23 protein-coding genes are annotated in these 25,697 nt (G+C 69.9%); 12 read left to right on the plus strand and 11 right to left on the minus strand.

Annotation, left to right across the window (positions count from 1 at the left end; all coding sequences use genetic code 11):
* The first annotated feature begins 14 nt into the window (after window positions 1-14).
* The 5 genes from ABGB21_RS06390 (at window position 15) to ABGB21_RS06410 (ending at window position 6,248) form a co-directional block, all read left to right on the plus strand.
* Window positions 15-1,373, plus strand: a complete 1,359-nt coding sequence (locus ABGB21_RS06390; protein ID WP_347651053.1) for an extracellular solute-binding protein — start codon at window positions 15-17, stop codon at window positions 1,371-1,373.
* A 140-nt stretch (window positions 1,374-1,513) separates the two neighbouring features.
* Window positions 1,514-2,425 carry a sugar ABC transporter permease gene (locus ABGB21_RS06395; RefSeq protein WP_347676743.1) on the plus strand — a complete coding sequence of 304 codons (912 nt, stop codon included), beginning with the start codon at window positions 1,514-1,516 and terminating at the stop codon, window positions 2,423-2,425.
* Window positions 2,422-3,309 carry a carbohydrate ABC transporter permease gene (locus ABGB21_RS06400; RefSeq protein ID WP_347651051.1) on the plus strand — a complete coding sequence of 296 codons (888 nt, stop codon included), beginning with the start codon at window positions 2,422-2,424 and terminating at the stop codon, window positions 3,307-3,309. Before ABGB21_RS06395 ends, ABGB21_RS06400 begins: the two co-directional genes overlap by 4 nt.
* 55 nt (window positions 3,310-3,364) lie before the next feature.
* On the plus strand, window positions 3,365-4,501 hold the full coding sequence (locus tag ABGB21_RS06405; RefSeq protein ID WP_347651050.1) for a cellulase family glycosylhydrolase: 1,137 nt from the start codon (window positions 3,365-3,367) through the stop codon (window positions 4,499-4,501).
* Between the two features lie 148 nt (window positions 4,502-4,649).
* On the plus strand, window positions 4,650-6,248 hold the full coding sequence (locus tag ABGB21_RS06410; protein ID WP_347676745.1) for an FAD-dependent oxidoreductase: 1,599 nt from the start codon (window positions 4,650-4,652) through the stop codon (window positions 6,246-6,248).
* A 65-nt stretch (window positions 6,249-6,313) separates the two neighbouring features.
* On the opposite strand, the gene ABGB21_RS06415 is transcribed toward ABGB21_RS06410, so the two are convergent.
* On the minus strand, window positions 6,314-7,930 hold the full coding sequence (locus tag ABGB21_RS06415; protein WP_347676747.1) for an FAD-dependent oxidoreductase: 1,617 nt from the start codon (window positions 7,928-7,930) through the stop codon (window positions 6,314-6,316).
* Between ABGB21_RS06415 and ABGB21_RS06420 the strand changes: the two genes are divergently transcribed.
* On the plus strand, window positions 7,887-8,654 hold the full coding sequence (locus ABGB21_RS06420; protein ID WP_347651047.1) for a helix-turn-helix transcriptional regulator: 768 nt from the start codon (window positions 7,887-7,889) through the stop codon (window positions 8,652-8,654). The two genes, ABGB21_RS06415 and ABGB21_RS06420, sit on opposite strands and share 44 nt — an antisense overlap.
* A gap of 186 nt (window positions 8,655-8,840) precedes the next feature.
* Here ABGB21_RS06420 and ABGB21_RS06425 read toward each other — a convergent pair whose 3' ends face one another.
* Together ABGB21_RS06425 and ABGB21_RS06430 are read right to left on the minus strand one after the other, a co-directional pair.
* The gene (locus ABGB21_RS06425) at window positions 8,841-9,044 is read right to left on the minus strand and encodes a DUF397 domain-containing protein (protein WP_347651046.1); all 204 of its coding nucleotides are present in this window, start codon (window positions 9,042-9,044) and stop codon (window positions 8,841-8,843) included.
* Window positions 9,031-9,930, minus strand: coding sequence for a helix-turn-helix transcriptional regulator (locus tag ABGB21_RS06430; protein ID WP_347677163.1), 900 nt, complete (start codon window positions 9,928-9,930; stop codon window positions 9,031-9,033). The genes ABGB21_RS06425 and ABGB21_RS06430 overlap by 14 nt, the downstream gene beginning before the upstream one ends.
* A 277-nt stretch (window positions 9,931-10,207) precedes the next feature.
* On the opposite strand from ABGB21_RS06430, the gene ABGB21_RS06435 reads away from it, so the two are divergent.
* The 3 genes from ABGB21_RS06435 to ABGB21_RS06445 are packed head-to-tail and all read left to right on the plus strand — an operon-like array spanning window position 10,208 to window position 12,230.
* A complete protein-coding gene (locus ABGB21_RS06435) occupies window positions 10,208-10,384 on the plus strand; it encodes a hypothetical protein (protein WP_347651045.1) in 177 nt (58 codons plus the stop codon).
* 25 nt (window positions 10,385-10,409) lie between these two features.
* Entirely contained in the window at window positions 10,410-10,658 is a 249-nt protein-coding gene (locus ABGB21_RS06440; protein ID WP_347676749.1) for a hypothetical protein, read from the plus strand.
* A 24-nt stretch (window positions 10,659-10,682) separates the two neighbouring features.
* Window positions 10,683-12,230, plus strand: a complete 1,548-nt coding sequence (locus ABGB21_RS06445; protein ID WP_347676751.1) for a hypothetical protein — start codon at window positions 10,683-10,685, stop codon at window positions 12,228-12,230.
* 33 nt (window positions 12,231-12,263) lie between these two features.
* Here ABGB21_RS06445 and ABGB21_RS06450 read toward each other — a convergent pair whose 3' ends face one another.
* Window positions 12,264-12,926: a class I SAM-dependent methyltransferase gene (locus ABGB21_RS06450; RefSeq protein WP_347651042.1), complete on the minus strand. Its 663-nt coding sequence runs from the start codon at window positions 12,924-12,926 to the stop codon at window positions 12,264-12,266.
* A gap of 79 nt (window positions 12,927-13,005) precedes the next feature.
* A complete protein-coding gene (locus ABGB21_RS06455) occupies window positions 13,006-14,496 on the minus strand; it encodes an aldehyde dehydrogenase family protein (protein ID WP_347676753.1) in 1,491 nt (496 codons plus the stop codon).
* A 248-nt stretch (window positions 14,497-14,744) separates the two neighbouring features.
* Here ABGB21_RS06455 and ABGB21_RS06460 point away from each other — a divergent pair, with 248 nt between their 5' ends.
* The 3 genes from ABGB21_RS06460 (at window position 14,745) to ABGB21_RS06470 (ending at window position 18,479) form a co-directional block, all read left to right on the plus strand.
* A complete protein-coding gene (locus ABGB21_RS06460) occupies window positions 14,745-15,302 on the plus strand; it encodes an FHA domain-containing protein (RefSeq protein ID WP_347676755.1) in 558 nt (185 codons plus the stop codon).
* A 131-nt stretch (window positions 15,303-15,433) separates the two neighbouring features.
* The gene (locus tag ABGB21_RS06465) at window positions 15,434-16,489 is read left to right on the plus strand and encodes an alpha/beta fold hydrolase (protein WP_347676757.1); all 1,056 of its coding nucleotides are present in this window, start codon (window positions 15,434-15,436) and stop codon (window positions 16,487-16,489) included.
* 121 nt (window positions 16,490-16,610) lie between these two features.
* On the plus strand, window positions 16,611-18,479 hold the full coding sequence (locus ABGB21_RS06470; protein WP_347676759.1) for a 3-hydroxybutyryl-CoA dehydrogenase: 1,869 nt from the start codon (window positions 16,611-16,613) through the stop codon (window positions 18,477-18,479).
* Between the two features lie 13 nt (window positions 18,480-18,492).
* Here the strand turns inward: ABGB21_RS06470 and ABGB21_RS06475 are convergent, their stop codons facing one another.
* The 6 genes from ABGB21_RS06475 to ABGB21_RS06500 all read right to left on the minus strand — a co-directional run bounded on the left by ABGB21_RS06475 (window position 18,493) and on the right by ABGB21_RS06500 (window position 25,607).
* Window positions 18,493-19,581, minus strand: a complete 1,089-nt coding sequence (locus ABGB21_RS06475) for an Ig-like domain-containing protein (RefSeq protein WP_347676761.1) — start codon at window positions 19,579-19,581, stop codon at window positions 18,493-18,495.
* Between the two features lie 164 nt (window positions 19,582-19,745).
* Window positions 19,746-20,867 (minus strand): FG-GAP-like repeat-containing protein, encoded by a 1,122-nt coding sequence (locus ABGB21_RS06480; protein ID WP_347676763.1) that lies wholly within the window; start codon window positions 20,865-20,867, stop codon window positions 19,746-19,748.
* Between the two features lie 52 nt (window positions 20,868-20,919).
* The gene (locus ABGB21_RS06485) at window positions 20,920-22,032 is read right to left on the minus strand and encodes an Ig-like domain-containing protein (protein WP_347651035.1); all 1,113 of its coding nucleotides are present in this window, start codon (window positions 22,030-22,032) and stop codon (window positions 20,920-20,922) included.
* 40 nt (window positions 22,033-22,072) lie between these two features.
* Window positions 22,073-23,176: an FG-GAP-like repeat-containing protein gene (locus tag ABGB21_RS06490; protein ID WP_347651034.1), complete on the minus strand. Its 1,104-nt coding sequence runs from the start codon at window positions 23,174-23,176 to the stop codon at window positions 22,073-22,075.
* Window positions 23,177-23,235: 59 nt separating this feature from the next.
* Window positions 23,236-24,351, minus strand: a complete 1,116-nt coding sequence (locus ABGB21_RS06495; RefSeq protein WP_347651033.1) for an Ig-like domain-containing protein — start codon at window positions 24,349-24,351, stop codon at window positions 23,236-23,238.
* Window positions 24,352-24,497: 146 nt separating this feature from the next.
* A complete protein-coding gene (locus ABGB21_RS06500) occupies window positions 24,498-25,607 on the minus strand; it encodes an Ig-like domain-containing protein (protein WP_347676765.1) in 1,110 nt (369 codons plus the stop codon).
* Window positions 25,608-25,697: the final 90 nt, after the last annotated feature.

Here is a 25,697-nt window from a genome sequence, read left to right on the forward strand (position 1 = left end):
GTCCGAGGAGTGTCATGACAAGCACAAGAACCCGGCTGCTCGCGCTGGCCCTGGCCGGCGCGGCGCTCACCCTCGTCCCCGGATGCGGCGGGTCGAACAGCGAGTCGTCCGGACCCGTGTCGATAACCGTCGCGGGCATGCCCACGAGTCGGCACCCGGAGGAGCTCAACAACTTCAACCGGAACATCTCCGAGTTCACCAAGGCGAACCCCGACATCAAGGTCGTCGGCGACGAGGCCACCTTCGATGTGCGGACGTTCCAGGCGCTGCTGGCGGGCGGCAAGCTGCCGACCGTCTTCTACGTCCCCTTCACCGAGATGCAGGGCCTCATCGCCCGTAAGCAGGTCGCCGACGTCACCAGCGCGATCGGCGCGGACTCCGTGGTCAGCCGGATCAACCCGGCCATCCTGAAGGTGACCAAGGACGCGAGCGACCGCATCTACGGCGTGCCGATCCAGGCGTACAGCATGGGTCTGTTCTACAACCGGGACCTGTTCAAGAAAGCGGGCCTCGACCCCGACAAGCCCCCGACCACGTGGGACGAGGTACGCGCCGCCGCGAAGGCGATCCAGACGGCCACCGGCGTACAGGGCTTCGCGAGCATGACGAAGGACAACACCGGTGGCTGGGTGCTCACCGCGATGAGCTACGCCAACGGCAGCACGATCGCGTCGGCGGACGGCAGGAACGCGACCGTCGACAACAACGCCACCCGCAGTGTCCTGGAGTTCTACCGTTCGCTGCGGTGGGAGGACAACACCTTCGGCGCGAACTTCCTGACCGGCTACAACGACACCACGAAGGCGTTCGCGGGCGGCAAGGTCGGGATGTTCGTGCAGGGCGCGGACGCGTACAAGGTGGTCGTGGCGAACATGGGCATGAAGCCCGACGACTTCGGCATCGCGCCGCTGCCGCAAGGGCCCCAGGGGCTGGGTACGCTCGGCGGCGGTACGGTCGCGATCGTCAACCCGCGCGCCTCGGCCGCCGAGACCAGAGCGGCGATCAAGTGGTTGGAGTTCGTCAACTTCCGCAAGTACGACAGCGAGGCGGAGGCCGTCGCGGACGCGAAGGCCAAGGTCGCTGACAAGCAACCGGTGGGTGACCCGGCGCTGCCGCTGTTCGACCAGGCGACGACCGACCGGTACCTCGGCTGGGTCAAGGACTACATCAACGTGCCGCGGCAGAACTACGCCGCGTACTTCGCCACGGCGCAGACGCTGGCCCTGGTGCCGGAGCCGCCGGCAAAGGCGCAGGAGACGTACGGGACACTCGACACCGTGGTCCAGGCGGTCCTGACCCGCCAGGACGCCGACATCGACGCGCTGCTGAAGGACGCCCAGCGCAAGGTCCAGGCGATCATCGACGCTGGCTGATCATTGAACCTTTTCGAAGAAGGGTCATTGCCCGATCGTCCCTGTCGCGGCGCGGATCCCGGGGCCCGACAGAGATCCGCCCGCGAACAGACGAGGTGATTCCCCTGAGCGCCCCTGCCCGGTCCAGGCCGGCGTACCGCATGCCCGAAGTCGTGCCGAGCCGTCGTTCCCGCGGCCTCGTCAGCTGGGTACGCCGGGGCGGACTGTCCACGCTCGTGTTCTTCCTGCCCCTGCTGCTGTCGTTCGGGTTGTTCTCGTGGTGGCCGATCCTCCGGTCACTGCCGCTCAGCTTCCAGCGCACCAATTTCCTCACCACCGAGTGGATCGGCCTCGACAACTTCGCCCGAGTCCTGGCCGATCCGCTGCTCGGGACGGCGGCGTTCAACACGCTGTGGTTCGCGCTGCTGGCACTCGTGATCGGTTTTCCCGTGCCGGTGATCCTGGCGGTCTTCATCGCGGAGTTGCGTCGCAGCCGGGGACTGGCCTCGGCGCTCGTGTACCTGCCCGTGATCTTCCCGCCCGTGGTCGCCGTCCTGTTGTGGAAGGCGTTCTTCGACCCGAGCCCGACCGGCGTGCTCAACACCATCCTCGGGTGGGTGGGGCTGGGCCCGTTGTCGTGGCTCAACGACGGAGACCTCGCCATGCCCTCGATCGTGCTGCAGGCCACCTGGGCGTCGTTCGGCACCGCGACCATCATCTATCTCGCCACGCTGATGGGCATCCGGACCGAGCTGTATGACGCTGCGGAAACCGACGGGGCGGGTGCGTTCCGGCGCTTTTGGCACGTCACCCTGCCGCAGATGCGCGGCGTGCTGCTCGTGATGCTGCTACTGCAGTTGATCGGCACCTTCCAGGTTTTCACCGAGCCCTACATCATGACCAATGGCGGTCCCGAGAACCGCACGGTCACGATCCTCATGCTGATCTACCGGTACGCCTTCGTCTCCGGGGACTACGGGCGCGCGACGGCCCTGAGCCTACTGCTGGCGATCGCCCTGTCGGGCCTCTCCTGGATCTACCTCTGGGCGACCAAGCACTGGAGCACGTCGTGACCGCCGACGCCGAACGCAGCATCCTGTCCCGTCTCGACCGGCGCCGACCCGGCGTACGGATCGCCCTGGTCGCCGCCCGGGTGCTGGTCTTCGCCACTCTCGCCGTCCTGTGTGTGGGACCGTTGTTCTGGCTGTTCAAGGCCGCGACATCGACCACCACCGAGACGCTCTCCGCGCCGTTCTCGCTCTGGCCGAGCGGGATCCACTGGAGCACCTTCGCCGAGGTGTGGACAAAGGTCGACTTTGCGCGCTACTTCGTCAACACGCTCTGGCTCATGGCGGGATCGCTGTTCTTCGGCCTCGTCGTCGCGACGACCGGTGGCTATGGCCTCGCCGTCCTGAAGCCCAGGTACGCGAAGGCCGTGTTCGCGGCGATCCTTGCGACGCTGTTCATTCCCGGCGTCATCTCGCTCGTCTCGCTCTACCTGACCGTGATGGATCTGCCGCTCCTGCACGTCAACCTGATCGGAACCCTGTGGGCGGTGTGGCTGCCGGCCTCGGCCAACGCGGTCAACGTGCTGCTCATGCAACGGTTTTTCGCGGCCATTCCCGCCGATCTGTTCGAGGCGGCCCGAATCGACGGCGCGGGTCCCTTCCGGGTCTTCGTCTCGCTCGTGCTGCCGATGTCACGGCCGATCCTGGGCGTGGTGAGCCTGCTGACACTCGTCGGGGCGTACAAGGAGTTCCTGTGGCCATTGCTGGTGTTGCCGAATCCGGAGGACCAACCGATCTCGGTCGCCCTGCCGCGGCTGGAGACCGCTGGCGACTTCGCGCAGTTCATGGGTGCCCTGTTCATCTCCGTGATCATCCCGGTGGTGCTCTTCCTCGTGTTCCAGCGGCAGTTCCTCAGGGCGGCCGGCAACTCCGGAGCGCTGAAGGGGTGAGCGTGGACCTCGGCAATCCGCTCCGAGCGTCGTTCCTCGCGGATCGGCTGGGCCGGTGAGCACATCGGTTCGCTACGGCGTCAATTACCTGCCCAGCCGCGACTGGTGGTACGCGTGGGTCGACTGGAACGAGGCCGACCTCGCGCGTGACCTCGACGTCATCGCCGGCCTCGGTTTCGACCACATACGCATCCAATGTCTGTGGCCGTTGTTCCAACCGAACCCGGCGTACGTCTCCTCGGCCATGCTCAACCGGCTCGTACGCCTGCTCGACCTCGCCGGAGCGCGCGGCCTGGCAGTCTGCCCGACCGTGCTCGACGGCTGGTTGAGCGGCTTCGACTTCCGTCCCGCCTGGTTGCGGGATGCCGATCCCTTCACCGACCCCGTCGCGGTGGAAGCCTCCGCGATGGTGGTGACCGCGGTCGCCAAGGCCGTCTCGGCGCATCCGGCCCTGTGGTGTCTTGACATCGCGAACGAGCCGAACGTCCTCATGCGACGGTCCCGGCTCGGACCGGGCGCCTGCGACGACTGGGCGCGCCGCATGGTCACAGCGGCGCGCGCCGGGGCCCCGGGCGTACCGGTGACGGTCGGTGTCGATCACGAGCCCTGGATGACCGGTGACTGCCCACTCACCGCGGAGACGGTGGTCGACGTCTCGGACCTGGTCGCCATCCACGCCTGGCCGTACTTCACCGGGGCCCTGGCGCGGTTCGGCGAGCAGGAGCGCGGCGCGTGGGCGATCCCCGACTACCTTGCCCAGATCGCGTTGGCGGTTCTCGGCGGACGGCGGAAGCCGTTGTGGGTGCAGGAGGTCGGCGTGTCCGACCTCTGGCTCGAGCGGGCGACGGTGCCGGACTTCGCCGAACGGATGCTGCGGCGGATCGCCGCGATCCCGGAGGTCACCGCCGTGACCTGGTGGGCGTCACATGACATCGATCGCCGATTCCGCGGCTTCGACGAACTCGAGTACGGGCTCGGTCTCATCGACACGGAGAACGTCGTGAAGCCGGTCGGGGCGCGGGTCCGCGACGTGATCGCTGAGCTGCGGGTTCACCCCACGCCACCCGAACGTGTCGTACCTGGCATCGGATTGCCGCTGGGAACTGTTCCGGACCTGGAGTTCGCCTCGGAATGGTTCGCCCAGCTCGGAACCGATGCCGGCCCACGCATCGAACGCGAGGGCCGCCGGTGAGTGTCGGCGGCCCTCGGCTGCCTGCGTCGGACCGGGACCCCCTCCCCACGTCAGCTCATACACCAGCTGGGCCGCGGCGCCACCGCCGGTGGAGCCCGTCCCCGGGCAGACCGGGCGATGCACCGAGGTGCGAAAGGAAAGCGACTGCATGAGTACGGAGCTGCAGACGGACGTTCTGGTGGTCGGCGGGGGAGTCGGCGGCGTTGCCGCCGCACTGGCCACCGCCAAGCTCGGCCGCAGGGTGATACTCGCCGAGGCCACCGAGTGGCTCGGCGGCCAGCTCACCAGCCAGGCGGTGCCACCGGACGAGAACGCCTGGATCGAGACCCAGTTGACCGCTGTCAGTTACGCCGACTTCCGACGGCGCATCCGCCGTCACTACCGCGACAACTATCCGCTGACGCCGCGAGCCGCCGCCGATCCGCTGCTCAACCCGGGCCTGGGGCACGTCAGTCGGCTGTGCCACGAACCCCGCTCCGCCCTTGCCGTCATCGATCAGATGCTGGCACCGTGGCAGTCCGCCGGTCGCGTGACAGTCCTGCTGCGGCACGAACCGGTCGCGGCCGACACCGCCGGGGAGCAGGTCACCGCGGTCACCCTGCGCCGCCCCGACGGCAGCGACCTCACCGTCACCGCCGACTACATCCTCGACGCCACCGAACTCGGCGACCTGCTGCCGTTGGCCGGGGTCGAGCACGTCATCGGCGCCGAAGGCCAGGACACCACCGGCGAACCTCACGCGCTGCCGGTCGCCGACCCGCTCAACCAGCAGGCGATCTCGTGGTGCTTCGCCCTGGAGCACCGGCCCGGCGAGGATCACACCATCGACCGCCCGGCAGGCTACGACTTCTGGCGTACCGCGGTCGCCCCGTTCTGGCCCGGTCCGCAGCTGTCCTGGATCGATGTCGAACCGGTCACCCTCGGTACGCGCAACCGGCCCATCTTCCGCGGTGACCCCGGCAGCGGGCCCGCCGACGACCTGTGGCACTACCGGCGCATCCTGGCCGCCCGCCAGTTCACCGGTACCGCCTTCGCCGACGTCACCCTGGTCAACTGGCCGCAGATCGACTACTGGCAGACCCCGCTGCTCGGCGTCGACGACGCCACCCGGGCCACCGCGCTCGACGGCGCCCGCGACCTGTCGCTGTCGTTCCTGTACTGGATGCAGACCGAGGCGCCGCACCCGGCCGGCGACGGCACCGGATACCCCGGCCTACGGCTGCGGGGCGACATCACCGGCACCGCCGACGGGCTTGCCATCGCCCCCTACATTCGCGAGTCACGCCGCATCCAGGCCGAGTTCACAGTCCTGGAACAGCACGTCGGCGTCGATGCCCGCCCACCCGGGGCCGGCAGCCAGGTCTTCGTCGACAGCGTCGGCATCGGCCACTACCGCATCGACCTGCACCCCAGCACCGCCGGGCGCACCTACGTCGACATCGAGTCGTACCCGTTCCAGATCCCGCTCGGCGCCCTCATCCCGATCCGGGTCGACAACCTGCTCGCCGCCGGCAAGAACATCGGCACCACCCACATCACCAACGGCTGCTACCGGCTGCACCCGGTCGAGTGGAGCATCGGCGAGGCCGCCGGCGCCATGGCGGCGTACTGCCTCGACCGGGGCGTGCCGCCCCGCAAGGTCCGCACCGACCACACCCACCAGGCCGACTACCAGCGGCTGCTCACCGACACCCTCGGCGTCACCCTCGCCTGGCCGGACGAGATCCGCAAACACCGCGCACCGTGAGTCTGCTCGGAAGGGTGAACCTTCCGACGGACCGCCCGGGGAGTGGGGAGTGCGGATCTGACGGCCTAGGTGGCGGTCCAGGCGATGACCTGGCCGCGCTCGACGAGTCGGGCTTGGAGCCGGGCGACGTCGATGTCCTGCACGTCGGTGTGTTCGCGCAGGGACTGCACCGCGGCGACTGCCACGGATTCGGCCAGGACGCAGAACACCGGTTCCATCCGGGTTGCCGCGTAGCCGATGTGACTGGCGGACAGGCAGACCGGGACCAGCAGGTTTCCGCAGTCGGACTGCTTCGGGGTGACAGCCCGGTAGGGAATCGGGTACGGCTGGCCGGTGCCCAGGTGGCCGCCGAGAAACATGTCGCCCTCGGTCGCCACACCGAGCTGCCCGGTCTCCGGATCACGGTACGGAATCCGCCGTACCGGGTAGACGTCCACGCCGAACAGCGCGAGGCCGATACTGTCGCTGGGATCGGTCTGGTTGGCAACGTCCGCGTACGTGACCGTGTAGATCCCGGCGAGCCGCCGCGACACCCGCACGTAGAGCTGCGGTGGCCAGCCGTCGGTGTCCGGGAAGACGCTCGCGTCCAGGCCGTAGGCCGCCGTCTCCGCTCGGAACTGCTCAGGTACGGCGGGATCGGTCGACAGGAAGTGGTGGATACCGCGGAGATAGTCGATGTGGTGGCGCCACAGTCGCGAACGGTCGTTCCAGTCGCCGTCCTGGTAACGGCGGCTCACTCCGACAGGTGCGTTGGTGATCAGTGACGCGCGCTGGTAGTTGTACTCACCCGAGTTGAGCCAACCGGGGAAGATCCCGCGCAGCGCCTCGACGTCGGATCCCAGGTGTCGGACGTAACGCCGTACCAGCTCGAAGTCGTCGGCGTTGTAGTCGTCGGGGGGAGTGAGTTCGGCCCGACGTGCGGGGTCGGTCGTCAGGTAGAAGCGGAAGTTGTACGCCTGCGTGTAGTCGTCGGCCGCGCCGATGGACAGACCGTGATCCCGTTCCACCAGTGCCAGCAGTCCGCTGGTGCTGTCTCCCGGTACGACGTACGGGTCGACAGGTGTCCAGTTCGTGACCGGGCGAACGCCGGCGATCTGTTCGCCGAAGGCGTCTCGTGACTCGCGTCCGGTACGGTAGGGGACCTTGGCCAGCGCCATCAGGTCGCCCTCGTACGAGGCGTCGATGAAGACCGCCGCCCGCACGACGATGTCGGGAACCGACTCCGAAGCCGGCAACGGAACAGCCCACCGGTCCGGCTGCGAGGTCTCCAACTGGACGGCGGTGATGCGGTTGCCTTCCCGCCGCACCGAACGGACCCGGCGCTCGAAGATCACTTCGACGCCGGCACTCTCGATCCACTCGTGGAAGGCCAGCATGACGTTGTGGGGGTCGTCCCCGAAGCCGAAGACCACGTCGTTTGTCAGGCCGCCCGCGATCGCGGGGATCGGGCAGTCCTGCCGGGGCTTGATTCCCGCGCTCAGCATGCCGCCAAGCCACCGGCCCGGCTCGATGAGGATCACGGACGCGCCCTCCTGACGCGCCGTCATCGCGGCGACGCAACCCGCGGGCGTTCCCCCGTAGACACAGACATCGGCTGTAGTGGTCATGACCATGCACTCTGCCGTTGCGGGAGTCCCCATGGGCATGGCAATTCCGGCTGTCCGCATATACTTTTTTGCCATGGTGAGGCTGGACGGCTACCTGCTCGCCCCGTCCCGAGACCAGTTCAGCCTCAGCTTCGACAGGTACGACGACTGGTGCCTGCTGGTGCCGAGGACCGGATCCTTCACTTTCGAGATCTCCGGCGGACCGCGAGGGGTTTCGAAGCACGGCGACATCGTCGTCTGCCCGCCGGGTGGCACGCTCTGGCGCCGGATGCGGACCCCGACATCCTTCTTCCACGCGCGCTTCAGCACAGAGGTGGCGCCGCCGATCGGCCGTACCCGGGTACTGGACGTCGACCGCTTCCGCGCCGATCTCGCGATGCTCGAAGCCGCCGAAGCCCACCCCGGGCTGGTGGCCGCTCATGTTGTCACCGACCTCATCCTGATGATGCTCCGTGCCCGCCGCGACGCGCCCGGAGACGAACTGGTGCGGCGAGCGACAGTCCTGATCCTGGACCACTTCACCTCTCCGGACCTCTCGCTCGGCGACCTGGCCGCCGCACTCGGCATCAGTCCAACGCAGCTCTCCCGACGCTTCCGAGCCGTCCGGGGCGTCACGCCGGTCGCATATCTCCGCACAGTCCGGCTGCAGAAGGCACGGGAGTTGCTGACCGAAACCGACGACACACTGCAGGCGATCGCCGAGCGCTGTGGATACCGCAGCGCGTTCTACCTCAGCCGGGTCTTCCGCAACCACACCGGCCAGTCGCCATCGCAGTACCGGCACGACAGCCGCCTCTGACTGGACCTGAACCACGCGGCGCATGCGCCCCGACTTCCACCCGCGGTCACGACGGACCGCGCGACGAAATCCGTCGGCCCGGCGGCCGGTCGCCTGTTCCCGCAGGTCGTAGTGGTGCGCGGGGTCCGCACGCCCCCGGTCCCAGTAGGGCCACCCTCCGACGTCCGACGGTCGTTCCCGACCGGGTCAGCGGGCGATGGCGTCGCCCTTGACCGCGCCGGTGAAGGCTGCCCAGGCGGCCGAACCGAAGACCAGAGCCGGGCCGGTGAAATCCTTGCTGTCACAGACGGCGACCGTCCGGTCGAGGCGGGCCGTCATGACACACTGGCCGTTTCCCGAAGAACGGCTCGACTTTTTCCACACCACATCGCCAAGGTCAGGGGCGTTCATGTCCCCAACCCCCTTCCTCATTGAGAATCTGTATTTTCGTCTCGATCATTTGCAGTGAACTGGAAGGATCGAGAGCCAGCGCCCGCAGGTGCTCGAAGACCACCGTGTACCGCCGTACGTCGGGCTCACGTTCCAGGAACAGGTCCCCCGCCATGCTGTCGATGTAGACCAGGTCGGGGTCCGCCGCGTCCGGAAAGTCCATAACGACAAACGAGCCAGGCATGCCCGGGTGAGCGCCCCGTTCGAAAGGGATCACCTGCACCGTGACGTGTGGGTGTGCGGCCGCCCGTACGAGCGCGTCGAGTTGTCCCGCCATCACGCCGGGCCCACCGACCAGACGATGGATGGCCGCCTCGTCGATAATCGCCCACAACTCCAGTGGTGGCTTCTTGGTGATGAGCTCCTGGCGCTGCAGGCGCGCCTCCACCCGGCGTTCGGTCTCCTCGTCGTTGGCCAACGGGAGTGCGCCCCGGATGACGTGCCGGGCGTAGCTCTCGGTCTGGAGCAGCCCGGGCATGAACAGACTCTCGTAGTTGCGGACGCCGCGGGCCTCGGCCTCGAAGCTGATGTAGGCGGTGTACTCCTCGGGGAGTTCCGACTCGTACGCCTGCAGCCAGCCCAGCTGGGTCGCCTGCCTGGAGAGGTCGACCAGTTCGGCGCGGCGGTCCTGGTCGGTCACGCCGTACTTGTCGAGCAGGGCGAGGAGGGTACGACGCTGTGGCCGTACCCGGGCCGTCTCGATCCGGTAGAGCGTCGCGGGGTTGACACCGGTCTGCTCGGCCACCTCTTCCCGGGTCAGGTTGGCGGCGGTACGCAGACCACGCAGCTCACTGGCGAGCCGACGCAGCCGCACGGTGGGTGGTTGCCGACGTGCGGGCAAATCGATATCCCCTTTGCTCCGACTTCGGCTAGCAGTGTCCCTGTCGTCCCGCGCCAGCAGCAAGGCAGGGTCGGCAAGTGAAGATAGGGCTAGTGCATACCTTGCAAAGTCCTATCGACTAGCGCATCCTATGCAATAGGTCACGGGGGATGTTCGGGTTGTGACACAGGGCCGGCGCAGGGCGGATGGCCACCTCCGGGGGACCGCGTCGACCCTGGCTTCCACGTGGAGGCCGGCGGGTAGCGGCAACTGCCCGCCGACCTCCCACCCGCAGGAGGGCACCATGTCGGTCGGAATCCTCTTCGTGGCCGTCGGCTGCGCCCTGTTCGGCTTCGTCGCCGGACTGCTGACGTTCAGGGTGAAATCCAGGTGGTGCGTCACCTGCGGCAGCCCGCTCGACTGCCTCGCCTGCACGACCGCGTCCCGGCGGGTCGCGACCGTCGGACACCGGGCCCGCTGAGACTCCGATGGAGACGGGCGGGGAAATGTCAGGACGGTCACCTGCCAGCAGCACTGCCAGGGTCGGCGCGGAGCCGGCCGGGACGGGCCCGCCCGCCGAGTTCTCCGCCCACGACCTGGTGGTGGAGAGCCGCTTCTACGCGGCGATGTCGCGGCTCGCCGAGGTCGCCTGGCAGCGGGACATGACCGCCGAGGCCCTGCTCGTCCTCGTCGACCTGCTGATCCCGGACCACTTTCCGAGTCAGATTCGGCACCCGAGCGCAGCGGACTCGTGACTCTTCGCGTACATGGTGGATGCCATGGGGGACAGGGTTCGGAGCAGCGACACGCTCCAGGTGATGCTGGCCTGGTTCGGCAGTCCGGTGAGTCTGCTCGCCGTGGTGGTGCTGGTGGTCAACGACCACGTCGGGAAGGCCGCCCACCCCGGGCTGGTCACCGGCAAACTCAGCGATGTCGCCGGGCTGCTCTTCGCCCCGGCACTGCTCGCCGTCGTACTCGCCGGGCTGCTCCCGCGGTTGGCCCCGACCCCGCTGGCGGTCACCGCCCTGACCACGGTCGGAGTGGTCTTCACGGTCGTCAAGGCGACCCCGGTCGGGGCGGCGACCGCGTCCGTGCTCTGGAGTGTGCTGAGCGGACCGTCGGTGGTGCTCGCCGACCGTACCGACCTGGTGGCGCTGCCGGCGCTCGGCGTCGCCTGGTGGACGTACACCCGGGCCCGACGCCGGCCGGCGACCCGGCAGGCGGTACGCCGGATCGGCGTGTTCGTGGTGCTGCCCGGCGCGCTGCTGGCGGTCGCCGCGACCAGCGCGCCCCAGTACCCGAGTCTGGAGGCCGTCGGGGTCTGGCGGGACACCCTGGTGGTCGGGGAGGCCAACGCGTACTACGGCCCGGGCGACGACCAACTCGACTGGTGGGCCGGTGGGCCGGACGGACGGGACTGGCGGGAGATGACCCCGGAGGAGACCGACGCCGTGACCTCGGAGTTGCCCGACGACTCGGTCCGGCAGCGGCAGGTCTGTCTCCCCGACCAGCACTGCTACCGGCTGGTCCCGGGTCGGCTGGCGGTCGAGGAGAGCCGGGACGGGGCAGCCACCTGGCGGACGAGCTGGGAGGTCTCCGAGCCGCATCGGCAATGGCTCGCCCGGTACTACGACGACGTACGGGACCCGGACGTCGAGGTCGTTTCCCGGGCGCTGGCGGTACGCTCGGTGGCGGGCGGCCACATCGTGGTGGTGGCGAACGGAAGGGACGGGATAGCCGTCCGGGACGTTACCGGTACCTGGTCCCGGATCGGGTTCAGGGCCTACTCCGCCAGGGTGGCGAGGCCGGTCCCGCTGCCGGAGCCGCGCCGACCGCCCGACGGGCTCCAAGTGGAGATCGCCCTCGGGCTGATGTTCGGGTGCGTGGCGATCTGCCTGGGCTGTGGGTTGCTGACCCGACCGGACGGTGCCTCGGTGAGCTGGTTCGTGGCCACCGCCGTGCTCGGACTCCCGTTCCTGCTGGCCGGCCTCGCGGCGTACCGGATCGGGGGCGTCCCGGTAGCGCTGGCGCTGGCGCCGTTGGGCGCGGTGCTGATCCTGGTCGGGGTAGTCGGCGCGGTCGTCCTGACCGCACGGCTCCGGGGGACCCGCCGGCCGCTGCTTATCGTCGCGGTCGGCGTCCTCACCGCAGCCGGGTCGCTGCTGCCGTTCGCCGGCTGGGCGGGCGGGGTGACGGGTTACCGGGGAGCGGCCCTGCTCGGCACCGCCCTCGCGCTGCTCGGCACCGCCCTCGCCGGTTGGCTCGGCCACCGGGGCGGTCGGCCGGTCCTGCGCGACCCGCCCTGGCCGGCACCTCCGGCGGGGTGAGCGCCGGCACCTCCGGCGCCGACCCGGGCCAGCTCAGGGGCGCCCGGTGCGGACCGCGATCAGGGACTTGATCAGGCCGGCCAGCCGCTCCGCGCGGATCTCCGAGTACGGGAAGTAGTGCCGCATCTGCGACCGGTCCACCAACTCGGTCCAGAGGACCTGCTGGATCGCGATCTCTCGGCTGTCCGGACGGGTGTGCGCGAGCGGCCAGCGCCGGGCCAGCGCCACCCGCAGTCGGACCGGGGTGAACTGCATCCCCGGCGCGATCCAGTGGGGCTCGATCGGAAAGTAGCGGTACGGCGTCTGCACCCAGTGCGCGTCGGCGAGCGCGTGCACCGTCTCGGCGAACCGGAGCCGTCGTTCGTGTCCGCCGACGTGCTCCAGGACGGAGTTGGAGAAGACCAGGTCGTAGCGGCGGCTGGCGATCCGCTTCGGGAGCGCGCAGGCGTCCCCGTGGTCGACCTCGGCCCAGTCCGGTACGTCGGCCGGTGCCTCCTCGAGGTTCACCACGTGCACGTGCTTCGGCCGTACCGCGCTCTGGGCCCAGGTGCTCACCCGGCCGCCGAGGTCGATGACGGACATCTGGGCCAGGTCCGGGAACGTCTCGGCGAGCCAACCGGCCCGACGCTGTCGCCGCCGGGCTCCCCAGGAGTTCTCGCTGTCGACCAGGCGGAATCGCAACGCGTGCAGTCCCATTTGGCGAACGGTACCGATGCGGGCAGCGGCGAGGGATGTCCTAGTCGCTTGTTTGTCGCCACGATCGGTTAGTTACATTTCACCGCCCGTACAATATCCGTGCCATTTTCACAATGCGCTCGACCTGGGCCGGAGTCCGCTCAAAGGTCATCGCGGGCAATGGCGACGGTCCACGTCGTCTGGTCACGGCTTTCGACCGGGCGAATTCCCGCAGCCCGTCCGGGCCGTGGATGCGGCCGAATCCCGAGTCCCCGACCCCGCCGAACGGGAGTGTCGACATTCCGACGAAGGTGAGCGTGGAGTTCACCGCGACCATTCCGGCCCGGATCCGGGCAGCGATCTCGGTGGCCCGGCGACGGCCGAAGACCGACCCGCCGAGTCCGTACGGCAGCGCGTTTGCCCGGCTCACCGCCTCGTCCGCGTCGGCGACCCGGTTGATGGTCAGGGTCGGGCCGAAGGTCTCCTCGCGGATGGCGTCGGCGTCCTCCGGCACGCCGAGCAGGATGGTCGGCCGGACGTACGGCGGCTGCACCGCCTCCGGGCCGCCGAGCACCGCCCGCCCGCCCCGGGCGACCGCGTCGGTGATGTGCCGCCGGATCACCTCGATCTGCCGGGGCATGGTGATCGGCCCGATGTCGGCACCGTCCACCCCGACGGTGAGCCGGCCGGCCCGCTCCACCACCTTGTCGACAAACGCGTCGTGCACCGCGTCGACGACGTACGCCCGTTCGATGCCGATGCAGGACTGGCCGGCGTTGGTCAACGCCCCCCAGACGCAGGCCTCCGCGGCGGCGTCCAGGTCCGCGTCGGCGTCGACGATCATGGCGTCCTTGCCGCCGGCCTCCAGCACCACCGGGGTGAGTGACTCGGCGCAGGCGGCCATCACCCGCTTGGCGGTGCCGGTCGAGCCGGTGAACGCGACCTTGTCCACGCGAGCGTGGCAGAGCGCCGCACCGACCTCGCCGAGCCCGTGCACGACCTGGAACACCGGCTGTTCGGGTACCACCTCGGCAAAGGTGTCGACCAGCCACTGCCCGACCGCCGGGCTGTACTCGCTGGGTTTGAAGACCACGGTGTTGCCGGCGGCGAGGGCGTAGCCGATCGAGCCGAGTGGGGTCAGCACCGGATAGTTCCACGGTCCGATCACCCCGACCACGCCGTACGGCTGGTACTCCAGGTGCGCGGAGTGTTCGACGAGGACGAGCCGGGAGCGTACCCGGCGTGGTCCGAGCACCCGTTTCGCGTTCCGGTTCGCCCAGTCGACGTGCTCGATCGCCGCGAGGATCTCCACCACCGCTTCGGCGACCGGCTTACCGGTCTCCCGATGGCACAGGTCGGCGAGTTCGGGCAGGCGGTTCGCCAGCATCGCCCGCCACCGCGACAGCCGGGTACGGCGACCGGCGAAGCCGAGCCCGGCCCACCAGTCGGCCGCCGCCCGGGCCCGGTCGACCGCCCGGTCGACGTCCTCCGGCTCGGCGACCGGGAAGCGTCCCGCGAGTTCCCCGGTGGCGGGACTGGTGGAGACCAGTTCGCCGTCGTCGACCGTCGGCACGCCGGTAACGGTTGTCATGGCGCGAGTGTAGACCGGAGCATTACTCGCGGGTAGGTACGCGGATGAGCACGATCGTCACCGATTCACGCACCGAACCGGCAGCGTCGGACCGCCGGCCGGACACCCCGACTCGGTCCGCCGGACGTGGAGCTATGGCGGCGTCACCTGGGATGCTGGCCGGCGTAGTCGGTCTTACCTTGCGATGCTGACCGGCGTAGCCGGCGTTGCCGCGTCGGCCACAGAACGGGGGGGATGGGGGCGGGTCCATGTCCGACGACGTGCATCTCATGCCGCTGTTGACCGTGACGAGCGGACCGCTACGCGGGGCGAGTTTCCGGCTGCGGCCGGGGCTGCGCCGGATCGGCCGGGAGGACGGCGTCGACGTCCTGCTGGACGATCCGAAGGTGAGCCGTCGGCACGCCGTCGTCGAACTGGTTGGCGGGCGGGTGTTGCTCACCGACACCGGGTCGACGAACGGAACCTGGCTCAACGACCGCCGGGTCGGTGCGGGGACCGAGCTGCGGGACGGGGACCGGATCCGGGTCGGCCATGTCGAGCTGCGCTTCTTCGACCCCGGTTCGGCGCCGACCGAGCCGGTCGGCACGTTGCGTCGGCTGCCGCCGCCGGCCGCCGTACCGGCCGGCGCCGGTGCCCGGTCGGCGCCGCCGCCGGGCCCACCCGACCCGGCCGGGTCCGCGGCCGCGCTCACCATGCCGACCCAGCTGATGGGTACGCCCCGGCGGTCCCGTCGGTTGCTGTTGCTGCTCGGCGCGGCCGCGGCCCTGGCCGGCTGGCTGGCCTGGACCTATCTCGCCCTGAGCTGAGGACCGGGTGACGGAATGCCGGCGGCGGACGGAACCGTCGTACGGCGGTGGTGGGTCGGCCAGCGGCCCGGGCCGGGATATGGCGCCTGACCACATGGAACGGGTCCGACCCGACTGGCATGATCGCCCGAATGAAGATCGGGCACAGGGAGATCGTCGCCAACGGCATCCGCCAGCGGGTGCTGGTGGCCGGCGCCGAGGACGGCGTGCCGGTACTGCTCATCCACGGCAACTGCTCCTCCGCCGACTTCTGGCAGCCGCTGCTGCGGCACCTGCCGGCACAGCTGCGGGTGGTCGCCCCGGACCTGCGTGGCTACGGCGGCACCGAGACCGCCCCGCTGGACGCGACCCGGGGGCTGCGCGACTTCGCCGACGACGTGGCCGCGCTGCTCGACGTACCGCAGTTGTTCGGGGCAGGGGCGCGGCCGGTGGTCGTCGGACACTCGCTCGGCGGGGGAGTGGCGATGCGGCTGCTGGTCGACCACCCCGACCGGGTGGCCGGCCTGCTGCTGGCGGCGCCGGTGTCGCCGTACGGGTTCGGCGGCACCCGGGACCTGGCCGGCACCCCGACCACCCCCGATTTTGCCGGCACCGGGGCGGGCGGCGCCAACCCGGACTTCGTCCAGCGGCTCGCCGCGCAGGACCGGGGCACCGACGCCCCGACCAGCCCGCGCAACGTGCTGCGCGGCGCGTACGTGGCGGACCCGGCGCGCCTCGGCCCGGACGAGGACCTGCTGCTCGACTCGGTACTCTCCACCGCGGTCGGGGACGACAACTATCCGGGTACCGCCGAGCGGGTCGAGACCTGGCCGGGCACCGCGCCGGGGGACCGGGGCGTGCTGAACACCCTGGCCCCGAAGCACTTCCGGATCGCCGACGAGCTGGTCGCCGTCGAGGTCAAGCCGCCGATCACCTGGGTACGGGGTGACGCCGACGTGATCGTGTCGGACACCTCGCTGTTCGACCTGGCGTACCTCGGCTCGCTCGGTCTGGTCCCCGGCTGGCCCGGGGCGGACGCCTGCCCGCCGCAGCCGATGGTCAGCCAGACCCGGGCGGTGCTGCAGCGGTACGCGGCGGCCGGCGGCAGCTTCCGGGAGCTGGTCTTCGCCGGCTGCGGCCACTCCCCGAACGTCGAACGGCCGGCGGAGTTCGTCGCCGCGCTGCTGGAACTGACCGGCACCCGCTGAGCGCAGCGTGCTCCCGGCCCGGGGCGGGCTGTTCCGGCGGCGGCGTACGGCATGGCAGACTCGCCCGCAGTGGCTGAGCGGCCGTTCAGGTGGCGGTCCGGCGACGAGGTGGGAGGCTCCAGTGGCAGACGGGTTCACCGACGGAACCGGGATCTCCCGGGTGGGTGTCGTCGGCCTCGGCACCATGGGCGCCGGCATCGCGGAGGTCTTCGCCCGCAGCGGGTTCGAGGTGGTCGCCGTCGAGGTCACGCCGGAGGCGCTGGAACGCGGCCGGGGCATCCTCACCGCCTCCACCGAGCGGGCGGTCCGCCGGGGCAGACTCGCCGAGGCCGACCGGGACGCCCTGCTCGGCCGGGTCACCTTCGCGGCCGGACTGGCCGCGCTCGCCGACGTGGACCTGGTGGTCGAGGCGGTGCCCGAGCGGCTGGACCTGAAACGGCGGCTCTTCGCCGACCTGGACGCGGTCTGCAAGCCGGGCGCGATCCTGGCCAGCAACACCTCCTCGCTGAGTGTCACCGAGATCGCCGTCGCCACCGGCCGGCCGGGGCAGGTGCTCGGTTTGCACTTCTTCAACCCGGCGCCGGTGATGAAGCTGGTCGAGGTGGTCCGGACCGTGGTCACCGCCCCCGAGGTGGTCACCGCCGTCGAGGCGCTCTGCGCCCGGCTCGGCAAGGTCGCGGTGACCATCGGCGACCGGGCCGGATTTGTCGCCAACGCGCTGCTCTTCGGCTATCTCAACCAGGCCGTCGCCATGTACGACGCCGGCCACGCCTCCCGCGAGGAGATCGACGCCGCGATGCGGCTCGGCGCCGGGCTGCCGATGGGGCCGTTCGCCCTGCTGGACCTGATCGGGCTGGACACCGCGTACGAGATCCTGGAGACCATGTACCGGCGGGGTGGCCGCAACCAGCGACACGCCCCGGCGCCGTTGCTGCGCCAGCTGGTCGTGGCGGGACTGCTCGGCCGCAAGTCCGGCCAGGGCTTCTACCGGTACGAGCGGCCGGGCTCGGGGAAGGTCGTACCGGACGGGTGGACGCCGGCGGGGGCGTCACCGGCCGCGCCGGCCGCCCCGGAGGACGGCCGTCCGGTCGGGACCGTCGCCGTGGTCGGGTCCGGTGCGCCGGCCGCCACCCTCGCCGGCCTCTTTACCGGGGCCGGATACACCGTGCTCCCGGTGCCGTGGACCAGGGCGGAACCCCTGGCGCCGGCGGGAGCCGCCGACCCGGCGACGGCTGGGACCGGCGGTGTCGACCTGGCCGGGCTCGCCGACGCGGACCTGGTCGTGGTGGCGACCGCCGGGCCCGTGGTGGCGACCGCCGGGCCCGTGGCGGCGACCGCCGGGCCCGTGGCGGCGACCGCCGCCGTCGGGACTGCCGACGCCGTCGGGGTGACCGGCGACGAGCTGGCCGGGGCGCGGGCGCTCTTCGCCGAACTGGGCCGGCGGTGCGGGCCGGGAACGGTGCTCGCCGCCACCGGCGCCGTGCTGCCGGTGACCGACCTGGCGGTCGCGTCCGGCCGCCCGGCCGACGTGGTCGGTCTGCACTTCGGCACGGTCACGCCGGAGGCGCCGCTGGTGGAGATCGTCCGTACCGTGCTCAGTTCGACGGAGGCGGTCGCCACCGCCCGGTCGGTCTGCGCCCGGCTCGACCGGACCGCCGTGGTCTGCCCCGACCGCGCCGGGTACGTCGTCAACAACCTGCTGTTCCCGTACCTGAACGACGCGATCCGGATGCTCGCGGAGTCGTACGCGACGGCGGACGACATCGACCACGCGATGACGCTCGGCTGTGGTTACCCGGTCGGGCCGTTCGCCCTGCTGGACCGGATCGGTCTGGACGTCGCGTCGGCGGTCCAGGGTGGAATCTACGATGCGACCCGGGAACCGGGACTGGCGCCGGCGCCGCTGCTGGAGCAGTTGGTCACCGCCGGCTGTCTCGGTGAGCGCACCGGTCGCGGCTTCCGCGACCACCCGGCGACCCCGACCAGTTGACCTCCGGCGTCCGTCAGCGGACGAGTCTCAGGTTGACCGCCGCATTGCTGGCCCGGCCCGCCTCGGTGAGCCGGTAGACGAACCGGTCGGAGAGTGACCGGGCGTCCGGGTCCGGCCGGTAGACGACCGTGCCGGCGCTGGTGATCTGCACCGTGCCGTACATCGGCGGGGTGACGACGCTCAGCCGCGCGGCGGCGGTGGCGAAGTCGTTGGCCCGTACCGCGAGGTTGGTGGCCCGGAGACCGCTGACCCGGAAGTTGTCCAGGATCGCGGTGGGGCTCGGGTGGAAGGTGCCGGTGCCGGTACCGAGGAAGACTTCCTGGCTGCCGGTCATGGTGCTGGTGGTCCGGACGTCCAGGTGGCCGTCTCCGTTCACGTCCAGCGCCTCGACCGTCCAGTGGTCGTCGCCGTGGACATCGCCCTTCAGGTCCACCACCGTGCCGTCGTCGAGCACCACGACCACGCCACTGAAGTAGCTTCCGCAGCCCTCGAAGTACCCGATGACCACGTCCACCGCGCTGTCGGCGTCGAAGTCCGCGAGTTGGAACTCCGGGCGACCGGAGCAGTGCCGCACCGGGCCGGGGCTCAGTGCACCGGCGCCGGTGTTGAGGTAGGTGGTGAAGCCGTCGCCCTGGTCGGTCCATTCGTAGATGTCCTGCCGACCGTCCCCGTTGAAGTCGGCGGTGCCGATGTAGCTGGGCTGGAAGATGGTGTCGAAGCCGGCGGACACGGCGAAGTCGTCGAGCACCAGTAGGGTGTGGTCGACCGACGGCGGCGGCCCGGAGAACCAGGTGACCGCCAGTTCGGCCGCGACGTCACCGTCGAGGTCGAGTCCCACCCCCATGTCCGGGCAGTAGGGCGCAGACAGGTACGGATAGGGCTGCGCCGGCGCGTAGCCGCCGCCGGGCAGGGCCAGTTCCACGGTGACCACACACTGGCCGGGGCCGGGCAGGTGGCCGAGGGTGTTCCGGTCGGCGCGTCCGTCGCGATTGACGTCGGCGAGGATCGGCTCGTCCGGCCCGCCGGCCCGGCCCGGACCGGTTGTTGCGCTCAGGGCCACGGTCACCGCGGCGGTGACGGTGGCGATTCGCCGAATCCACATGGTGCCTCCTCAGCCCTGATCAGCTGCTCCGGCGGCGGAGTCTCCACTGCAGATTAGGTCGGTTTTGTCATCATCAGGGGTAAATGCAGGTAATCCGACAGTCCGCTGAGGATCAATCCGGCGGCGGTGAACGCCGGCACCGCCAGACGTCGCCGGTCCCGGCGTCAGGGCGTGATCTTGACAATGACCGTCGCGTCGCTGGTCCGGCCGTCCTGGGTGACGCGGTAGACCAACCGGTCGGTCAGCCCGGGCGTGGAACCCGGGATGTAGACGATGGACCGATCGGCCCGCACCTGCGCCGTACCGGCCGTCGGTGGGGTGACAATGCTGATCTTCGCCCGGCGACTGGCCCAGTCGTTGTCGAGCAGCGGGATGTTTGTGGGCGCGGCGCCGCTGACCGTGACGGTGTCCCGGAGCGCGAGCGGCGACCTGACGAACGTACCGTCACCGACGCCGAGGAAGGTGGTGGGCAGCCCGGTCGGTAGGTGATAGGTGAGCACGTCGGGCACCTTGTTGTGGTCCGCGTCCAGAACGTGGACCGTCCAACACCGCTCGCCGTCCGTCATGTTCTGGAGTTCGACCGCGGTGCCGTCGTCGAGCACCACCACCACACCCCGGGTGCCGTCGGCGCACCGGTCGACGTACGTGAGCGCGACGTCCATCGCGCCGTCGCGATCGAAGTCGGCGAGTTGGTGGTCGAACTGTCCGGAGCAGTACCGGACCGGGCCGGGCCGCAGTGCCCCGGCCCCGTCGTTGAGGTAGGTGGCGAACCCCTGCCCCTGGTCGGTCCACGCGTAGAGATCCTGCCGTCCGTCTCCGTCGAAGTCCGCCAGTCCGAGAAAGTTGGGCAGGGGGAGCGCCGGGAAGCTGGACGACACCGCGAGGTTTCGCAGCACCACCAGATCATGGATGGACCTGTCACCAGGATGACCGCCGTACCAGCCGAGGACCAGTTCGGCGACGCCCGGATCCTCGGCCGTCGCGGGGGTGTCGAGATCAACCGCCACGCCCAGGTCGGGGCATCGGGCCGACGCGCCGCGTCCAGGTGCCTGGTAGGTGTACTGGCGCGGCGGGAGATGCCCTCCCTCGGGTCTGCCGAACTCGACGGTGACGGTGCATGCGCGGGGCGCGGCGCCGAGCCGGGCCCGGTCGACCGGGCCGTCGCCGTTGAGGTCGCCGTACAGTGGTTCGCCGGGTCCGCCCGCCCGGGCGGGCGGGACACCGACCGTGCCTACCGCGATGATCGTCGCCATGGCGGCCACTGCCGCGAGCGGGCTTCTCCACATGACCTTCCTCCGAAGTGGTGAGACGCGGCGCGGACTCGGTGGTTCGGTGGCATCATCCGATGATCTTGAGGCTGACCGCGGCGTTGCTGGTCCGGCCGTCCTGGGTGAGGCGGTAGATGAACGTGTCGGTCCGGCCGTGGGTGGGGTTCGGGGTGTAGATGACGGTTCCGCTGGTGGTGACCTTCACCGTGCCGTGCCGGGGTGGGGTCCAGATGGTGACCCTGGCCCGGGCGGTGGCGTGGTCGTTTCCAAGTACCTGGATGCCGGTCGCCTTGACACCGCTGACCGTCGGGTAGTCGCGGATGGCGACCGGGGACCGGACGAAGGAGCCGTTGCCGAGGCTGATGAAGGTGGTGATCTGGCCGTTGAGCTGGTTGTAGGTGGTCACGTCGATCAGCCCGTCGCGGTTGGCGTCGGCCGTCTCCACCGTCCAGCTCGCGAGCCCGTCCACGTCTCCGTGCAGGTTGACCTGGGTGCCGTCGTCAAGGACCACGACCACGCCGCTGAAGTAGTCGGCGCATCCCTCGATGTACGTGATAACGACGTCCATCGCGGCGTTCTGGTCGAAGTCGGCGAGCTCGGGGGTGTGCGGGCCGGCACAGTAGCGGACCGGACCCGGCACGAGTGTCCCGGTGGTGGTGGCGAGATAGGTGGCGAAACCCTCACCCTGGTCGGTCCACTGGTAGATGTCCTCCCGCTGGTCGCCGTCGAAGTCGGCGGTGCCGAGATAGCTGGGCTGGTAGATGGTGTTGAACCCGTGGGCCACCCGGAAGTTGTCCAGCACCAGCAGGGTGTTCGAGACGGTGGTCGGCGGCCCGGCGAACCAGGCCACCGCGAGCTCGGCCGGGACGTCGGCGTCGAGGTTGACCCCCACCCCCATGTCCGGACAGTTGGGCTCGTCCGCCGGCAGGGTCAGATAGGTGTACGTCTGCGGTGTGCCGTAACCACCGCCGGACAGCCCAAGGCTGACCGCCACCCGGCAGTTCGACGCGGCCGTCACGACGAGGTCGAGCACCGCCCGGTCCGGCCGGCCGTCCCCGTTCACATCGGCGATGATCGGCTCGCCGGGCCCACCGGCCGAGGCCGGGAGCGCGCCGAGACCCACCACGCCGACCGCTGCCATGGTCACCGCCATGGTCGCCGCGGCGATCCGTCTACCCCTCATGGCACGCCTCCTCGGGCTGGCCAACCCGACCGGGTTGGACTCATCCGGTCCACCGGATGTACACGACCGCGCTGCTGCGGCGGCCGTCGTCGGTCAGTTGGTAGGTGATCCGGTCGGTCGTGCCGTGGTTCGCCCGGGGGCGGTACACGATCCGGCCACCGCTGATCACCTGCGCGGTGCCGTACCGGGGCGGCGAGGTGATGGTGACCGTCGCCGAACTGGTCGCCCAGTCGTTGTCGAGCACGTTGATGGTCACGGCGCGGGTGCCGGTGAGGTAGACGGCGTCGGTGTTCGCCTTCGGGGACTGGACGTACCGGCCACCGGTGTTGATGAAGTAGTCGACCTCGCCGGTCAGTCGGGACGCGGTCCGGATGTCCGGGAGCCGGTCGCCATTGAGGTGGGTCACCTGGGCGGTCCAGGTCTCCACGCCGACCGGATCGGATTCCAGCTCCTGTGCGCTGCCGTCGTCGAGCACCACCGCGACCCCGCTGGCGAAGGTGGCCGACAGGCACCGTTCGGTGTAGCTGTTGACCAGGTCCGTCCGGCCGTCGACGTCGAGGTCGCTCAGCTCGTACTGGATCGGCTTGGCGCACCACTGGGCCGGTCCGTGGGTGAGCGTGCCGTTGCCCAGGTTCAGGTATGTCTCGATGCCCTGTCCCTGGTCGGTGACGAGGTAGACGTCCGTCCGGCCGTCGCCGTTGAAGTCGGCCTCGCCCAGGTAGTACGGCGCGAAGATCGCCGAGACCAGGCCGAACGACGGCTGGAACGCGGTGTCCAGCACCATCAGGTTGTACGGCACGGTCGGCGGTGGGCCCGGGAACCAGGCCACCACCAGTTCCTCGGTGCGGTCGGTGTCCAGGTCGACCGCCACCCCCAGTTCCGGGCAGCGGGTGCCGGCTCCGGTGCCGCCGGGTCGCAGGTAGACGTAGGCCGCCGGAAGTCGGTAGTCCCCGGACGGGGTGCCGTATTCCACGATCACCGAGCAGAGGTCCGGGTCGACGACGCCGAGGGTGACCCGGTCGGTGAGGCCGTCACCGTTGACGTCGCCGAGGATCTGTTCGCCCCGACCGCCGGCCCAGGCGGGAGCGGGGGTGAGGCCCCCCACCCCACCCGCCGTGACCAGCAGCATCGCCACTGTCAACATCGCTGTCCGCTTCCGCCACATGGCGTTCGCCTCCTCGTGGATACGTCGGTCCGCCGGATTCAGCCCGGGAGCTGGATGGTGACGGTCGCGCTGCTGCGTCTGCCCTCTTCGCGGAGTTGGTAGCTGAACCGGTCGGTGCGGCCGTACCGGGGGTTCGGTCGGTAGACGATCCGGCGGTCGGACTGGACCTGGACGCTGCCGTACCGGGGTTGCTGGGTGACGACCACGTCGACGTTCCGGGTCGCGTGATCGTTGGCCAGTACGTCGATCGCCAGCGCCTTGACCGAGGCGAGTCGGACCCGGTCGGTGTTCGCGTCCGGCGTTCTGATGAAGAGGGTCTCGGTGCCGACGGTGCGGTTGATGAAGTGGCTGACCCGGCCGGTGTCCCGGTTCACGGTCCGGACGTCGATGTACCGGTCGTCGTTGGCGTGCACCACCCGGCTGTCCCAGGACGTCGCGCCGGTCGGATCGCTCTCCAGGACTTGCGCGACCGGACCCTCGTTGCGGATCCGCAGCACTCCGCTGCTGTTGTCGGCACAGCTGCGTTGGTAGGTGACCAGGGTTCCGTCGATGCCGTCCTGGTTGAAGTCGCTCACGATGACGGCAGGGCTGTCGACGGTGCAGAACGCGACCGGGCCCGGCACCACCGAGGCGCCGTTGATCACGAAGTTCTGCACTCCGCCGGGCCCCACGTCGTACGGACTCGGCCGGCCGTTCCCGTCGAACATTCCCATCCCGACGAAGCTGGGCTGCCGGATGATCGAGGTGTGGTAGGCGCTGGGTACGAAGGTCGGCGGCTGCAGGACGAGACGGTTGAAGGAGACCGTGACCGGGGCGCCGGTGGACCAGCCCACCCAGAGTTCGTCGGCGGGATCGTCGTCCACGTCGAGCGCGACCCCGACGTCCGGGCAGTGCGCGTCGGAGCTGCCGTTCGGACGCAGGTAGGTGTAGGCGACCGGCGGCGCGAGGACGCCGGCCGCCCGACCGAACTCGACGACGGTCGAGCAGAGGTTGGGGGCGGTCTCGCCGAGGACGGCGAGGTCGGTGATTCCGTCGGCGTTGAAGTCGCCGTAGAGGGGGTCACCGGGTAGGGCTGCGTGGGCGGCGGGTGCCGCCGCGCTGGTCGCGACCGCGACGAACACCGCAACCACTGCCGCAAGGCGCCTGCTCGACATGGATGCCTCCTGCTGTCTTCCCCGTTCCGTATGGCTGGCTGCTCCTGATACGGACGGTAGACACCTTTTGATGGAGTTCATTGTTGTCTGACCGTGATCCGACAGCGGCGGTGGGAACATTTCCGCAGCTCAGCGCGGTTGCTCGGTTACGGTTCGCGCGGATAGCTGAGGTAGACCACGGCGCTGCTGCGCCGGTCGTCCCGGATGACGGTGTAGGTGAACCGATCGGTCCGGCCGTGGGTCGGGTTCGGCGAGTAGAGGATCCGGCGGTCCGTCAACACCTGGACCCGGCCGTACCGGGGTGGGCTGCTGATGACCAGCCGGATGTTCGACGACACCCAGTCGTTCGCCAGCACATCGATGGCGATCGGTCGATTCGTGGGTAGGGTGACCCGGTCGGTGTTCGCCTTCGGCCCGCGTACGAACGTGCCGTCGCCCCTCCCGAGGAAGTGGTTGACCTCTCCGGTGGCCGTGTTCTCGGTCCAGATGTCCCGGTTCCGGTCGCTGTTGGCGTCCAACAGCCGGACTCGCCAGACGGTCTCGTTCCGTGGATCGAATTCGAGCTGCTGAGCGGTGCCGTCGTCGAGCACCACGACCACCCCGCTGCCGCCGTCGGCGCAGCCGTCGGTGTACGACACGAGACCGTCCATCGCCCGGTTTCCATTGAAATCCTGAAGCTGGACGGTCGGCGGTCCCGCCGTACACCACTGCTCCGGACCGAGTTGTCCCACGCCGTTGATGAAGACGTAGGTGGCGAACCCACCGTGGCCGTACGAGTAGGGGGTGGGGACGCCGTCACCGCTGAAGTCCGCGTTGCCGAGGAAGACCGGGGTGATCGGCGAGGTGAAGGTCGACACCACCCGGAAGTTGTGGTCGACGATCACGCGGTTGTAGTTCAGGCCCGCTGGTGGACCCGAGCTCCAGCCGAGCCAGAGTTCGTCCATGAGATCGCCGTCCTCGTCAAACGCGGTCCCGATGTCCGGGCAGTCCGACGCCTCGCCGCCGGGGCGCAGATAGGTGAAGGCGATCGGTGGCTGGTAGACCCCGGGGCCTGTGCCGTACTGGACGATGATCGAGCAGAGGCCCGGGTTCACGGAACCGGTGACGGCGAGGTCCGGGATGTCGTCGTTGTTGAAGTCGCCGACGATCGCATCGCCCGGTCTGCCGGCCGAGGCGGGCTGCGTGGCGGACGGTACCGCGATGAGTGCGGCGGCGGTGGTGAGGATGGTCAGGGTGGTGATGCGCCTGCTCCACATGGCGCCCTCCTTGCTCCGTAGCCGCCGCCCGTCGAGGACGACCGCTATTCGCGGACGTTAGACCCGTATGCGGAGATTCGCGTCACACTG

Source organism: Plantactinospora sp. B24E8 (genome assembly GCF_039871735.1).
GTDB lineage: Bacteria > Actinomycetota > Actinomycetes > Mycobacteriales > Micromonosporaceae > Plantactinospora.